15 protein-coding genes, 1 tRNA gene and 2 pseudogenes are annotated in these 13,642 nt (G+C 71.7%); 8 read left to right on the top strand and 10 right to left on the bottom strand.

Annotated features, from left to right (window positions below; genetic code table 11):
- Positions 1-61: 61 nt before the first annotated feature.
- From AC0L6Y_RS09060 to otsA, 4 genes and pseudogenes are all read right to left on the bottom strand, one after another.
- A pseudogene (locus tag AC0L6Y_RS09060) lies at positions 62-190 on the bottom strand (hydrogenase subunit MbhD domain-containing protein); the annotation flags it as partial.
- A 703-nt stretch (positions 191-893) separates the two neighbouring features.
- A pseudogene (locus AC0L6Y_RS09065) lies at positions 894-2,027 on the bottom strand (proton-conducting transporter transmembrane domain-containing protein); the annotation flags it as partial.
- Positions 2,028-2,088: 61 nt separating this feature from the next.
- Positions 2,089-2,874 carry a trehalose-phosphatase gene (gene otsB, locus AC0L6Y_RS09070; protein WP_473551183.1) on the bottom strand — a complete coding sequence of 262 codons (786 nt, stop codon included), beginning with the start codon at positions 2,872-2,874 and terminating at the stop codon, positions 2,089-2,091.
- On the bottom strand, positions 2,871-4,328 hold the full coding sequence (otsA, locus tag AC0L6Y_RS09075) for an alpha,alpha-trehalose-phosphate synthase (UDP-forming) (protein ID WP_473551187.1): 1,458 nt from the start codon (positions 4,326-4,328) through the stop codon (positions 2,871-2,873). Before otsA ends, otsB begins: the two co-directional genes overlap by 4 nt.
- 127 nt (positions 4,329-4,455) lie before the next feature.
- Here otsA and AC0L6Y_RS09080 point away from each other — a divergent pair, with 127 nt between their 5' ends.
- From AC0L6Y_RS09080 to AC0L6Y_RS09100, 5 genes are all read left to right on the top strand, one after another.
- Positions 4,456-5,352 (top strand): sugar phosphate isomerase/epimerase family protein, encoded by an 897-nt coding sequence (locus tag AC0L6Y_RS09080; protein ID WP_473551190.1) that lies wholly within the window; start codon positions 4,456-4,458, stop codon positions 5,350-5,352.
- Positions 5,353-5,378: 26 nt separating this feature from the next.
- A complete protein-coding gene (locus tag AC0L6Y_RS09085) occupies positions 5,379-5,570 on the top strand; it encodes a hypothetical protein (RefSeq protein ID WP_473551192.1) in 192 nt (63 codons plus the stop codon).
- 113 nt (positions 5,571-5,683) lie between these two features.
- Complete coding sequence (locus tag AC0L6Y_RS09090; protein WP_473551196.1) at positions 5,684-6,367, top strand: hypothetical protein; 684 nt, start codon at positions 5,684-5,686, stop codon at positions 6,365-6,367.
- A gap of 82 nt (positions 6,368-6,449) precedes the next feature.
- Entirely contained in the window at positions 6,450-7,211 is a 762-nt protein-coding gene (locus tag AC0L6Y_RS09095; protein ID WP_473551199.1) for an alpha/beta hydrolase, read from the top strand.
- Between the two features lie 33 nt (positions 7,212-7,244).
- Positions 7,245-7,613 carry a cupin domain-containing protein gene (locus AC0L6Y_RS09100; protein ID WP_473551202.1) on the top strand — a complete coding sequence of 123 codons (369 nt, stop codon included), beginning with the start codon at positions 7,245-7,247 and terminating at the stop codon, positions 7,611-7,613.
- A 66-nt stretch (positions 7,614-7,679) separates the two neighbouring features.
- Here AC0L6Y_RS09100 and AC0L6Y_RS09105 read toward each other — a convergent pair.
- Positions 7,680-7,752, bottom strand: a tRNA-Lys gene (locus AC0L6Y_RS09105).
- Between the two features lie 89 nt (positions 7,753-7,841).
- Between AC0L6Y_RS09105 and bcp the strand changes: the two genes are divergently transcribed.
- On the top strand, positions 7,842-8,321 hold the full coding sequence (bcp, locus tag AC0L6Y_RS09110) for a thioredoxin-dependent thiol peroxidase (protein ID WP_473551205.1): 480 nt from the start codon (positions 7,842-7,844) through the stop codon (positions 8,319-8,321).
- An 8-nt stretch (positions 8,322-8,329) separates the two neighbouring features.
- On the opposite strand, the gene AC0L6Y_RS09115 is transcribed toward bcp, so the two are convergent.
- Complete coding sequence (locus AC0L6Y_RS09115) at positions 8,330-8,722, bottom strand: hypothetical protein (RefSeq protein WP_473551209.1); 393 nt, start codon at positions 8,720-8,722, stop codon at positions 8,330-8,332.
- 204 nt (positions 8,723-8,926) lie between these two features.
- Here AC0L6Y_RS09115 and AC0L6Y_RS09120 point away from each other — a divergent pair, with 204 nt between their 5' ends.
- Positions 8,927-9,175: a WhiB family transcriptional regulator gene (locus AC0L6Y_RS09120; protein WP_294179310.1), complete on the top strand. Its 249-nt coding sequence runs from the start codon at positions 8,927-8,929 to the stop codon at positions 9,173-9,175.
- A gap of 21 nt (positions 9,176-9,196) precedes the next feature.
- Here AC0L6Y_RS09120 and AC0L6Y_RS09125 read toward each other — a convergent pair whose 3' ends face one another.
- Genes AC0L6Y_RS09125 through AC0L6Y_RS09135 form a run of 3 tightly spaced genes read right to left on the bottom strand, consistent with a single transcriptional unit; the run spans position 9,197 to position 12,589 of the window.
- Entirely contained in the window at positions 9,197-10,693 is a 1,497-nt protein-coding gene (locus AC0L6Y_RS09125; protein WP_473551215.1) for a sensor histidine kinase, read from the bottom strand.
- A gap of 4 nt (positions 10,694-10,697) precedes the next feature.
- A complete protein-coding gene (locus tag AC0L6Y_RS09130; protein WP_473551218.1) occupies positions 10,698-11,969 on the bottom strand; it encodes a nucleotide-binding protein in 1,272 nt (423 codons plus the stop codon).
- A complete protein-coding gene (locus tag AC0L6Y_RS09135; RefSeq protein WP_473551221.1) occupies positions 11,966-12,589 on the bottom strand; it encodes a hypothetical protein in 624 nt (207 codons plus the stop codon). Before AC0L6Y_RS09135 ends, AC0L6Y_RS09130 begins: the two co-directional genes overlap by 4 nt.
- Positions 12,590-12,712: 123 nt before the next feature.
- Here AC0L6Y_RS09135 and AC0L6Y_RS09140 point away from each other — a divergent pair, with 123 nt between their 5' ends.
- A complete protein-coding gene (locus tag AC0L6Y_RS09140) occupies positions 12,713-12,988 on the top strand; it encodes a helix-turn-helix domain-containing protein (RefSeq protein ID WP_473551225.1) in 276 nt (91 codons plus the stop codon).
- On the opposite strand, the gene AC0L6Y_RS09145 is transcribed toward AC0L6Y_RS09140, so the two are convergent.
- Entirely contained in the window at positions 12,982-13,581 is a 600-nt protein-coding gene (locus AC0L6Y_RS09145) for a hypothetical protein (RefSeq protein ID WP_473551229.1), read from the bottom strand. The two genes, AC0L6Y_RS09140 and AC0L6Y_RS09145, sit on opposite strands and share 7 nt — an antisense overlap.
- Positions 13,582-13,642 lie beyond the last annotated feature (61 nt).

Below are 13,642 nucleotides of genomic sequence, written 5' to 3' on the forward strand. Positions count from 1 at the left end.
CCGGCAGCCGGCGCAGGACGAGCACGAAGGCGACGAGCGTGACGACCTCGACGAGGAGCTGGGTGAGCGCCAGATCCGGCGCTCCCTGCGTGGCGAAGATGGCGGCCATGCCGGTGCCGGTGACCCCGACGAGGATCGCCCCCGCGAAGCGCTTCTGGGCACGTGCCGCCGCGAGCGCGCCGACGATCATGACCAGGCCCGCGGCGAACTGCACCGGCCCCTGCGCGAGCTCCCAGTTCTGCGACCAGGATTCGACGTTCAGCAGCGCGCCGACGAGCGCGAGCGCCACCACCAGGTAGATCACGCCGAGATAGAACGGCAGCGATCCGCGCTCGCAGCTGCGCGGTCAGCCACGCCGCCACCCGGTCGGTCGCACCGACGATGGCGCGGTACACCCGCTCGGCGAGCGGGGCCCGCGGGCCGCGCTCTTCGCGTCGCCGCAGCACGGCGGCGAGGCCGAGGCCGAGCGCGATGCTGACGCCGGAGGCGGCGAGCGCGAGCCCGACGCCGTGCCAGAACTCGACGTGCGGCGCCTCGGCGGCATCCGCGTATCCGGCGATGGTCGCCGTCGCGAGCGGGTCGACGACCGCGGCGAACGGGCCGAGCGCGAGGGTGAGCACGACGAGCACGACGGCGGGCCCGACCATGAAGCCGCGCTCGGAGCCGCTCGGCACTCGCATCGTGCGGATGCCGCCGGTGTCGCGCGGGACCACCCGCTCGGGCCGCTTGTCGCCGAACGCGCCCCAGACGAAGCGGATGCCGTAGGCGAGCGTCAGCACCGCCCCGGCAACGAGCGCGGCCAGCACGAGCCACGCCACCGGGTCGCCGGCTTCGGCGACCTCGAGAACCGCGGCGAACACGGCCTCCTTCGCCACGAACCCGAACAGCGGCGGAAGCCCGGCCATCGAGGCGACCGCGATGATCGCGGCCGCTGCGAGGACCGGAGCGCGCCGCCCGAGCCCGGTGATCTCGCGCAGGTCGCGCGTCCCCATCCGCTGATCGACGATGCCGACGATGAGGAACAGCGCCGACTTGAACAGCGCGTGCGCGAGCAGCAGCACGATGCCGGCGAGCGCCGCCTCGGCCGTGCCGAAGCCGGCGATCGCGATGAGCATGCCCAACTGGCTGACCGTGCCGTGGGCGAGCACCTGCTTGAGGTCGGTCTGCCGCAGCGCCTGGATGCCGCCGAGCAGCAGCGTGACGAGACCCAGCGTCACGAGCACTTCGCTCCACCCGGGCGTCTCGGCGAAGCCCGGGCCGAGGCGCAGCACCAGGTACACGCCCGCCTTCACCATCGCCGCGGCGTGCAGGTAGGCGCTGACCGGGGTCGGGGCGGCCATCGCGCCGGGCAGCCAGAAGTGGAACGGGAAGATCGCCGACTTGGAGAGCGCGCCGACCAGCACCAGCATGATCGCGACGGTCACGACGGGACCGCTCGGGGACGCGGCGATCAGCTCGCGCAGCGAGGTCGTGCCGCCCTCGGCGACCAGCAGCACGAAGCCGACCAGCATGACGAGCCCGCCGAGCGTGGTCACCAGCAGCGCCTGCAGCGCGCCGCTTCGGCTCGCGCGCTTCTGGTGCGAGTGGCCGATCAGCAGGTAGGAGAAGACGCTGGTCGCCTCCCAGAAGATGAAGAGCAGGTAGACGTCGTCGGCCAGGACGAGGCCGTACATGGCACCGGCGAAGGCCATGAAGGTTCCCGCGAACACCCCGATGCGGGCGTCATCTCCGCGGAAGTACCGCGTGCAGTAGAGCAGCACGAGCGCGCCGACGCCGGTCACGACGAGCGCGAGCAGCAGACCCAGCGGATCCACGACGAAGGAGACGCTCAGGTCGAGCTGGTCGATCCAGACCATCGACTCGACGAGCACCCCGCCCGCGGCGACCTCGGGGGCGCGCACGAGCGCCTGGACGAATCCGGCGGCGGCCACGAGCGCCGCGAGCGGAAACACCCCCCGGCCGATCCAACGTGCAAGGGCGGGCAGCACGACTGCGGCGCCGATGAACGCAAGAAAGATGGAGAGCATCCCGTCCCTTCCGCGCCGCCGGATTCCAGATTACTGAGAGAAAACTGTGAAGAAGCCGCGCTCAGGTGCGAGCGGCCCTCCGCAGGGTCGCCAGCTCATCGAGCACCTGGGCGACCTCGTCGGGGCCCCCGACGCGGAAGCTCGCCGCCGTGTCGCCCGGTCCGCTCTTGAGACCGAGGTCCGCGTCGCCGAGTACGCGGAACGCATCCTCGTCGGTCACATCGTCGCCGGCGAAGAACACGGCGTCGGCGTGGGTGTAGCGGCGCAGGTGCTGGACCGCTTCGCCCTTGTTCGCTGAGCGCACCGAGAACTCGAGCACGTTCTTGCCGCCGCGCACGGTGAGCCCGTCGAGGCGCTCCTCGGCCCGCGCGCGCGTCTCGCGCTGGGCGCGCTCGGCGTCGTCGGGCGTCGCGAGTCGGCTGTGCACCGCGAAGCCGGCGGGCTTGTGCTCGAGCCAGACCTGATCGATGTCGGCGACGGCGGCCTCGAGCACGTCGTGCAGCACCTGGACGCGCTCCAGCTCGTGCGGCTCCAGCGGGTCGCCGTCCCCGTCGGCGTCGAGCCGGTACTCGACACCGTGCGAGCCGACCAGGAGGGTCTCGGGGGTGGCACCGGTCACGTGCTGCAGGCTTCCGAGCGCGCGCCCGGAGATGAACGCGACCCGCGTCTCGGGCAGCGCCAGCAGCCGCTCGACGGCGGCCTGGGCGGCCGGAATCGCGCGGGCGTCCTCGGGCGAGTCGACCTCGGGCGCGAGCGTGCCGTCGAAGTCGAGCGCCACCAGCAGGCGGGGCACCCCGGCGATCGCGCGCAGAGCGTCGCGCAGTGCGGGGGTCACCTCGGTGCTCACGGTGCCGCGACCTGGGCCGGGGCGGCGTCGGCGGCGTCGCGCCCCTTCGTCGCCTCCAGCACCCGCAGGAACTTCGCCGACCAGTTGGCGACGTCGTTCTCGTTGACGCGGCGCCGCATGGCGCGCATCCGCTTGCGGCGGTCTGCCCGCGGCATCGCGGCGGCGCGCATGATCGTGTCCTTCAGCCCCTCGATGTCGTGCGGGTTGACCAGCAGCGCGCTCTTCAGCTCGTCGGCGGCGCCGGCGAACTCGCTCAGCACGAGCACGCCGTCCTCGTCCTTGCGGGCAGCGACGTACTCCTTGGCCACCAGGTTCATGCCGTCGCGCAGTGCGGTGACGAGCATGATGTCGGCGGCGAGGTAGAGCGCCGCCATCTCCTCGCGCGGGTAGCCGTGGTACAGGTAGTGGATCGGCTGGTGGCTGATCGTGCCGAAGTCGCCGTTGATGCGCCCGACCATCAGCTCGATCTCGTCGCGCAGCTGCATGTAGGCCTCGACCCGCTCGCGGCTGGGGCTCGCCACCTGCACCAGGGCGACCTCCTCCACCGACATCCGCTGCTCGCTGAGCAGCTCGCCGAAGGCCTTCATGCGGTGCCGGATGCCCTTGGTGTAGTCGAGCCGGTCGACGCCGAGCATGATCGTGGTCGGGTTGCCGAGGTCGCGTCGGATCTGCGCCGCGCGCTCCTGCACCTCGGGGCGCTGGGCGAGCTCTTCGAACGCGGTGGCGTCGATCGAGATCGGGAACGCCTTGGCGATCACCTGGCGCTTCTCGCCGTCGTCGGTCTTCGGCACCTCGATCGAGGTCGAGCTCGTCTTGTAGGCGAAGAGCCGGCGCACCGCCCGGGTGAAGTTGCCCGCATCGGCGACGCGCTGGAATCCGATCACATCGGCGCCGAGAAGGCCCTCGATGATCTGCCGACGCCAGGGCAGCTGCGAGTAGATGCCGTATGCGGGGAACGGAATGTGGTTGAAGAAGCCGATCGTCAGGTCGGGCCGCAACTCGCGCAGCATGCGCGGGACGAGCTGCAGCTGGTAGTCCTGCACCCAGACCGTCGCCCCCTCCGCCGACACCGCGGCGGTCGCCTCAGCGAAGCGGCGGTTGACGTGCACGTAGCGGTCCCACCACTCGCGGTGGTAGCTCGGCTGGGCGATGACGTCGTGGTACAGCGGCCAGATGGTGTCGTTGCTGAAGCCCTCGTAGTAGAGCTCGATGTCGGTCACCGACAGAGGAACCGGCACGATGCGGATTCCGTCGTTGTCGAAGGGCGCCAGCTCGAGATCGGGCTGACCGGCCCAGCCGACCCAGGCGCCGTCGGCGGCGCGCATCACGGGCTCGAGGGCCGTCACCAGACCGCCGGGAGACTGCCTCCAGGTCGTCGCACCGGACTCGTCGACGACGCGGTCGACGGGGAGACGATTCGAGACGACAACAAAGGAATACAGTTCATCGTCCATGCCGATACGGTATCAGCCGGCCCCTGCCCGAAACCCGAGAAGTCCCCGGGTCCGACGACGGCGCCGCGGTCGCAAACCTTTGCATGGACGACACATCGGCGACATCTTCGCTGGGTAGCGTGCCGCCATGATCGCCATCGGAATGAGCACCTCGTGCGTCTTCCCCCTCGGGGTCGAGCAGGCGTTTCGCCTGGCCCGGCTTGCGGGCTTCGACGGCATCGAGGTCATGGTCACGAGCGACGCCGTCACCCGGGATGCCGCCGCCCTGCGCGCGCTCAGCGAGCGGTACGAGCTTCCGATCCTCGCCATCCACGCCCCGGTGCTGCTGCTGACCCCGTTCGTCTGGGGCCGGAACCCCGCGGTGAAGCTCGAGCGCTCGGCCGAGCTCGCGGCCACGCTCGGCGCGCCGAGCGTCGTGGTGCATCCGCCCTTCCGCTGGCAGTCCGGCTACGCCACCGACTTCGAGCGGATCGTGCGCCGCACGGCCGCCGATGCGGGGGTCGAGATCGCGGTCGAGAACATGTTCCCGTGGAAGGTCGCGGGCCGACAGCTCACCGCCTACGCGCCGAGCCCCGACCCGCTCGACCTCGACGTCGACGCGATGACGCTCGACTTCTCGCACGCCTCCCTCGCCGGGCGCGACTCGCTCGAGATCGCGATGGCGATGGGCGACCGCCTGCGCCACCTTCACCTCTGCGACGGGCGCGGCTCCGTCGAGGACGGCACGGTCTTCGACGAGCACCTGCTGCCCGGGCGCGGCACCCAGCCGGTCGGCGAGACCCTCGACTGGCTCGCGAGCACCGGCTGGTCGGGATCGGTGGTCGCCGAGGTGAAGCCCGCGACGTTGACGAGCGACGCCAAGCGCCTCGCCCAGCTGATCGAGACGGTCGCGTTCGCGAAGCACCACCTCGGCCAGGAGCACGCCACGCGCGAGCCGCTGCTGACCGGCGCCGCCCCGCGCTTCGGGAGGCGCCGACGCGATGAGTTCGACGCCGAGGTCCCGCCCACAGGCGATGCGCGATAGCGTGGAGTAACAGTCAGGAGGCGTCGATGCGCAAGTTTCTCTTCAACACGAGCGTGTTGAGTTCGGTCTTCGGTGCTGTGGGCATCGCCAAGCAGACGAAGGACGGCCCGCGCGACTGGCGGCTGATCCTGATGTGGATCAGCTGGGCCATCTCGGTCGCGATCGCCGTCGGCACGGTCGTCGAGTCGAGCCGCGAGCACGAGCTCGACGAGTACTAGGCCCGCGCGCGCCCGAGGGCGACGAGGGCGCAGCGAAGCCCCAGAAACATCCCAGCGTCGGTTGCTACCGTCGCCCAGTTCGCACTCATCGTGAGCGCGAACGCCCTTCGCCTATGGCCACCTTCTTTCGCCCCCACTACGTCGCGCGCGTGCAGCGGCACTCGCCGCGCACGCGCTTCCGCCTGCCCCTGCTGCTGGCGCCCGTCGCCGCCATCCTCGGCCTGGCGATGATCGTCGTGAACGCTCCGCCCGCGCCGGCCACCGATGCGCAGCTGATCGCCGCCTACAACGACCGCTGGGGGCAGTCGCTCACCGTGCCGTCGACCGTCGAGACGCCCGAGATCGTGCGCGACAGCTACGACGCGACCCCGGGCATCGAGACCCTGAAGGCGAGCGGCACCAACTACGACTGGGCGACGATGGTGCTGCTGTTCGCCGACTTCCCGGTCACCGAGGACAGCGTCACCGTCATCACGCGCTGGATGCGCCAGGAGAACTACGTCGACAACTGGTGGCTGCGCAACAACCCGCTCAACAACGGCTGGGGCGCGGAGGGCGGGACCTTCCTCGGCGGCAACCCCGATCTGGTGGACGCCGCGCAGGATGTCGCCAACGCGCTGACCACCTACGCCGGCTACGCGGGGATGCGCGCCGCCTTCGAGCGGGGCGCCTCCGCCGCGGAGATCGAGAACGAGATCTGGTTCGGCCCCTGGGCGACCGGGCACTACAACGACGGCGCCCACTGGAGCTACGTCGAGGTGCCGGTCGTGACGGCGCCGGCAAGCGCCTGGGGCTGACCTGAGCCTGACGGCCTCGCTCGTCTGATCGAGCCCGTCCCGGAGAGCCCGCCCCGCACGGCTCGCCCCGTAGAGTGCGAGCGTGACTTCTGACTCCCGCGCGCCGCGCCTCCGTCGCATCGTGCGCCGCACCGGTCTGATCGCCCTCGCGCTCGGCGTCGCCGCCCTCGGCGGAGCCGTGATCTGGGCCGCCAACCCGATGCCCGCCGAGCCCGAGCCGCTCGCCGCGGTCGCGGCGGACCCGTCGCTCACCGTGATCGACGGCGACGGCGTCATCGTGCTCGACCCCGCCGAGCCGTCCGGCATCGGCCTGGTGTTCCTGCCCGGCGCGCGCGTGGCGCCCGCCGCCTACGAGTTCAAGCTCTCCGCCCTCGCCGACGACGGCGTCACGGTGGTCATCGCCGAGGTGCCGCTGAACTTCGCGATCCTCGAGACGCGCGACCTCGACGCGCTCACCGCGAGCGCCCCCACGGTCGACACCTGGTACCTCGGCGGGCATTCGCTCGGCGGCGTGCGCGCCTGCCAGCACGCGGCCGACAGCCTCGACCGGGTGGCCGGGCTCATCCTGTTCGGGTCGTACTGCGCGAGCGACCTCGCGGGCTCCGGCCTCGACGTGCTGAGCCTGGCCGGCGAGAACGACGGGCTGAGCACCGCCGAGAAGATCGCCGACGCCGCGGACCTGCTGCCGGCCGACACCGAGTTCGTCGAGATCCGCGGTGCGACGCACGCCCAGTTCGGCGACTACGGCGAGCAGCCGGGCGACGGCGAGGCGACCACGACGGATGCGGAGGTGCGCGCCGCGATCGCCGCATCCATCGCGGCATTCCTGGCCAGCGCCGGCTGACCGCACGGTTCCCGATGACGAAGGAGTCCCGACATGACCACGCCCCCCGACCGCGCTGAACTGACGGTCGTCGCGACCTCGCTCGACGAAATCATCGAGTCGCATCCGATCGTGGCGGATCGCGTCGCGCCGACGCGCCTTCTCACCGCTGATCGCGCGCGCATCATGCACCTCGCCTTCGACACGGGTCAGGAGCTCCGCGAGCACATCGCACAGGTTCCGATCCTGCTGCAGGCGATCGCCGGCCGGTTCACCGTCGATGCCGCCGGACGCCGCGTCGAGCTCGGCCCGGGCGGGATCCTCCACGTCGCCGCCCGAGTCCCGCACGCGGTCTCCGCCGCCGAGCCGTCGCGGCTCCTCATCGTGCTGCTGGACGCGCCGCAGCCCGACGACACGAAGTAGCTCGCCGAACCGCGTCTGGACGGCAAAAAACCCCGGCATCTGGCGAGAGATAGCCGGGGTTTTCCGTACACCCCCCGGGACTTGAACCCGGAACCCACTGATTAAGAGTCAGTTGCTCTGCCAATTGAGCTAGAGGTGCGCGATCCGGAAAGACCGGACCGAGGGACTACGATAGCACCTCCAGGACGGCCTCGCGAACGCGCCGTCTCCCCGCACCGAAAGGCCCCCGTGACCGCTCCGCTCCGCCTCGAACCCGGAACCCTCGCCCCCGACTTCACGCTGACCGATCACGAGGGCGCGAGCGTCACCCTGAGCGAGCTGCGCGGGCAGAAGACGATCCTCTACTTCTACGGCGAGGCGATGACCCCGGGCTGCACGACGCAGGCCTGCGACTTCCGCGACAGCCTCGGCGACCTCGCCGGGGCCGGCTACCGAGTGATCGGGATCTCCCGGGATGCGGTCGCCAAGCTGGAGCGCTTCGCCCGCGAGGAGCACCTCACCTTCCCACTGCTGAGCGACCCCGACCACGCCGTGCACGACCTGTACGGCACCTTCGGCGAGAAGCAGCTCTACGGCAAGACGGTGACCGGGGCGATCCGCTCGACCTTCGTGCTCGACGAGGCGGGCGTCATCGAGCTGGCGCTCTACAACGTCAAGGCCACGGGGCACGTGAACATGCTCCGCAAGAAGCTCGGCCTGGCCGCGTAGCGCGGCGCTCAGCCCCGAGGGGCGAGCCAGCGCCCGGTCACGGGCGACATCAGCAGCAGGAACCCGAGCACCGAGGCGATCACGAGGGGCCAGCCCCAGCCCGGCTGGGCGAAGGCGCCCTGCAGCGCGCCGACGCCGACCGCGAACTGCAGCACCTGCCAGACGAGGGCGGCCGAACGGCTCCAGCCGGCGCCGCGCCACATGCCGACGACGATCGCGCCGACCCAGATCGCGGCGATCGCGACGACGACCGTGAGGGCGATCGCGGACGACAGGGAATCCGGCCGATCCACGAGCAGCTCGAACACCAGGAACACGGTGTAGCCCGCGACGAGCGCGAACTCCGCGAGCAGGATAGACAGAAGGGTCCAGACGGCGGCCGGACGAGGTCGAGAACTCACAGGGTCATCCCATTCAAAACTATTGATTCCACGTTACATCTGTGTAAACCTTGTCCACGGTTGATGTGACGCCGACATCGAGGTTGGCGAGTCCCGAAATCCCACACCCCATTGCCTTTTCGGTCACTCTCGACCGCGCGCGCGCGGTTCTCCTCGGAGATCCGCGGTGCGACCGCGTCCAGCACCACTCGAAGGAGCACCACTATGGATTGGCGTGACAAAGCCGCCTGTCTGACCGTTGACCCGGAATTGTTCTTCCCGGTCGGCAACACCGGACCCGCCGTCGACCAGATCGACAAGGCGAAGGCGGTGTGCGGTCGATGCACGGTGACCGAGATGTGCCTGCAGTACGCCCTCGAGACCAACCAGGACTCCGGCGTCTGGGGCGGCCTCAGCGAAGATGAGCGCCGCGCCCTGAAGCGTCGCGCCGCGCGCGCCCGCCGCGCCTCCTGACGCGCTCCCCCGCAGCACCGGCTAGCGCTCCGCGCGCAGCCACTGCAGGGGAACCTTGATCGTCACCTCGGTCCCTTCCCCCTCCAGCGTGTGCCAGTCGATGGTGCCGCCCAACTCCCCCTGAATCAGCGTGCGCACGATCTGCGTGCCGAGCCCCGCGCCGACCTTGCCCTCGGCCAGGCCCACGCCGTCGTCGCGCACGCGCACGCTCAGCTCGCCATCCTGACGGCGGGCCGAGATCTCGACCTCGCCGTCGCGTCCGGCCAGACCGTGCTCGACCGCGTTCGTCACCAGCTCGGTGAGCGCCAGCGACAGCGGCGTCGCGTACTCGCTGGGCAGGACGCCGAACGAGCCGGTCTTCTTCGGCCGCACCGTCGTGTTGTGGGTCGAGGCCACCTCGGCGACGAGCTGCAGCACCCGATCGAACACGTCGTCGAAGTCGACGTTCTGGTCGAGACCGCCCGAGAGCGTGTCGTGCACGACCGCGATCGCCGCCACGCGCCGCATCGCCTGGGTGAGCGCATCGCGCGAGGCGTCGCTGTGCGCGCGCCGCGCCTGGATGCGCAGCAGGCTCGCCACGGTCTGCAGGTTGTTCTTGACGCGGTGGTGGATCTCGCGAATCGTCGCGTTCTTGGTGATCAGCTCCTGCTCCTGGTGCCGCACCTCGGTCACGTCGCGCACGAGCACGATCGCGCCGGTGCGGGTGCCCCGTTCGCGGATCGGGATGGTGCGCAGGGTGACGGTCACGCCGCGCGCCTCGATGTCAGCGAGCCACGGGGCACGCCCGGTCACCACGAGCGGGAGGGACTCATCCACCTCGAGTCGGCCGGCGAGGATCTGCGTCGTGACGTCGGCGAGCGACTCCCCCTCGAGCTCGCCCGAGAACCCGGCGCGGTTGAACGCGGAGAGCGCGTTGGGGCTGGCGAAGGTGACGATGCCGCCCGGGTCGAGACGGATCAGGCCGTCGGCGGCGCGCGGGGCGCCGCGGCGTGGGCCGGACGGGGCTGCCAGGTCGGGGAAGTCGCCGGAGGCGATCATGCCGAACAGGTCGTTCGCGCACTGGTTGAAGGTCAGCTCCTGACGTCCCGGCGTGCGGGCCTCGCTCAGGTTGCTGTGCCGGGTGAGCACGGCGATCGGGTGCTCGGTCGTCTGGGCGCCCGACGGCGACAGGCGCCGCAGCACGGGCACCGCGCGCACGCGCGTCGGCGTCTCCTCGTACCAGTCGGGGTTCGCGGTGTCGACGATCTTGCCGGTCGTGAACGCCTCGGTCACCTGGGCCCGCCACTCGGGCTTGATCTGCTGCCCGACGATGTCGCGATAGAAGATCGTGGCCGCGGAGCTGGGACGCGAGTGGGCGACGGCGAGGAAGCCGTCGTCCTCGGTGGGCACCCACACGACCACGTCGGCGAAGGCCAGGTCGGCGATCAGCTGACCGTCGCCGACGAGAAGCTCGAGCCACTCGGCGTCCGCCTCGGACGATCGTCCCTGGGCCTGAACGAGGTCGGTGAGCGTCGACATGCTCTCAGGCTAGTCGCCTCTCCCGGGTGAAGAATCCGCGTCGGCCGGGACGCGTCGCCGAGGATTCGAGGATGCGCTCATCGACCAGCGCCCCGAGAGCGGCGCGCGCCGCGGACCGCGGGGCCGCCTCGCCGAGCGGCCGGCCGGCAAGCAGGGCCGCATCGAATCCGCGCGGGTCCCACGGGATCAGCACCGGATCGTCGATGCCGGCGAAGCGGGCGAGCGACTGGCGCACCTGCGCCTCCGGGTTGACGCCGATCGCGCTCGCGCGCACCTTGTTGACGACGACGGTGACACGCTCCGGCGGCACGTGCTCGAGCAGCTCCAGGCGGGCGCGCACCAGCCTCGTGAGGCCGATCGCGTCGGCCGCGCCGACGAGGGCCACCCGGTCGGCGGCGCGCACCGCCGCGAGCGCGGCGGCGTTGCGGCGCGGGGCATGCAGGTCGCTGGAGATCTCCTCGTCGTGCTCGAGGCTCGCGGCGGTGTCGAGCACGAGGGTCGACACCCAGGAGCGCGCGGCTGTGATCGTCGCCGTCACCCGCTCGGCGGTGAGCTCGGGCCAGCGGCTCGCGCGGCCGAGCCCCGTGAGCACCGACATGCCCCCGCGCGACAGCGGAACCCACTCGGCGACCCGCTCGAACTCGTCGCGGGTGAGGGCGTCGTGGCCGGCGAGCCGACACGCGGCCGCGAACCCCGGTGCCTCGTCGAGGAGCCCGAGCGACGGCGCGACCGCGGCGGCGTGCGTGTCGGCGTCGGCGAGGCCGACGACTCCCCCGCGCGCGGCGAGCTCGGCGGCGAGCGCCACCGCGATGCTGGTGCGACCCGGCGCCCCGGCCGGACCCCACACCGCGATCACCTCACCCCGCGCCGGAGTCGCCGCCGCGGGTTCGGGGGCGGCTGCTGCGGGCGCGGGCCCGCGGGGTGCCGGCTCGGTCTGCGCATCCCACTCGAACGGCGCCGCGAGCGTGTCGATGACGCCGAGATCGGCCGCCAGCCGCTGCTCGTCCCGCGTGAGCGCCACCACGATCAGCTTCGCCCCGTGCTCGTCGCACGCGGCCACGAGCGCCGCGTCGAGGTACTGCGGCTGCGCCGCCGTCACGACCGCGTCCGGGCGCAGCGCCGGGATCCGCGCGGCCAGCTCGCTCGCGCCGGAGCAGCGCGCGACCACGCGCACGCCGTGCCGTCGCGCGCTCGCGTCGAGTCGCTGCTCGTCGTCGAGGGGCAGACACAGCGCCACCCCGCCGCCGCGCGGGGCCGGGTCGACCGGCTCGCTCACGGTGCCGTCCAGGCGAGGCCCGCGGGAACCAGCGCGAGGTCCACATCGTCCGCGATCGCCTGCAGGATGCGCGCGACGCGCGCCCGCGGCACGAGAACCTCCACCGTCGCCCCCTGCTCCGAGGCGACGAACCCGTCGCTTTCGCGCACTTCGACGAGCACCGCGTCCGCCACCAGCACGGCGGGCGGAACGGCCGCGCCGTCGGTCACGGCCGCGGCCATCCAGACGTCGACCCGGCTCCCCGGCTCCAGGGAGCGGCTCACGGGCGCGGCGAGCGTCAGCACGAGCGCCGTCGACTCGATCGCGCTCGCGTCACCGAGAGCCGAGAGGCTCAGCAGCTCGCCCGCGCGGATGGGCTCCGTCGCGACGAGGCCCTGCTCGGGGATCTGGCCGACGGCGAGGTAGAGCCCCTCACCGCCGTCGAGGTCGACACGACGCTCCACCAGGTCGGTCGCGAGGATCCGGTCGCCCGGCTGCAGCGCCCCGCTCGCCACGTAGACGCTCGATCGCTGGTCGAATGCGGACACGATCCCCACCACGCCGAGCACCGACACCGTCACGAGGGCGAGGCCGATGAACAGCCGCGGGTCGGCGGCACGGCGTCGCGGCTGGCTCGGCATCGCGACTCCTCTCCTGTGGTTCGAGGCGGATCGGACGGTGCCATGCTGACCGCTCGACCCGGCTCCCGCGGCGACTTATCCACATCACCGTCCGGGCCCGGGGCCGCGCTGGATAATCGAGGCATGACGACGTCCGACACCCCTGACGTGGGTCGTTTCCTGACCCTCGCGGACACCGCCGAGATCCTCAACATCTCGCCGCGCCAGGCCTATTCGCTCGTGCGCTCGGGCGAGCTGCCGGCGATCCAGATCGGCGCCCGCGGAGCTTGGCGAGTGGAACGCGCCATGCTCGACAGCTACATCGCCGCCAAGTATGAGGAGTCACGGCACCTCGCGCGCTGGCGCCAGGCGAACTTCGCCGACGTCGCCGAGCTGTTCGCCCCGGAACGCACTCAGTAGCGGATCACGACGAGCTGGCCGAACGGCACGAGGCGCACCCCGCGCACCGCGGAGGCCCGGCGCGGCTCACCCGGCTCGTGCTCGGCGAGGTCGAGGTGATCGCGCGCGACACGATCGAGGGTGCCGAAGTGCGAGCCGCGCGCCGTGACCAGCTCCACGGGGACCCGGCGACGGCAGAGATCGCGCGCCACGAAGGCGAGCCCGAGCCGCGCCGAGAGCGATGCCGCCGTGGCCGGGACCGCCTCGGCCTCCAGACCGCGCGCGAGCTGGGTGGGGCTCGGGCGCACGGCGGCGATCGACGCCAAGGGGATCACCGCAGATGCCCGCGGCCCGGCGTCGGCGACGAGCTCGCCGGCGATCCAGTCCCGGCCGAGCGCGCTCGCGCGCAGCACGCAGGCGGCGCCGGTCGTCAGCTCGAGAACGATCGGCTCGCGGTCGGCCTGCTCCGGCGACGCCATGGCGAGCACCCGCTCACGCAGGGTCAGCCGTGCGAGGCGGAGCCGCTCCTCCTCCGCCACCAGGTCGGTCTCCTCGGCGTCGAGCTCGTGCTCCAGTTGAGACTCGAGGTCGTCGAAGAGCCGGTCCCAGCGCATGGCGAGACGCTAACCGCGCACTCGACAGATGACGCCGGTTATCCACAATCGACAAAAACTC

This window comes from Pseudolysinimonas sp. 10J20-29 (genome assembly GCF_055809595.1).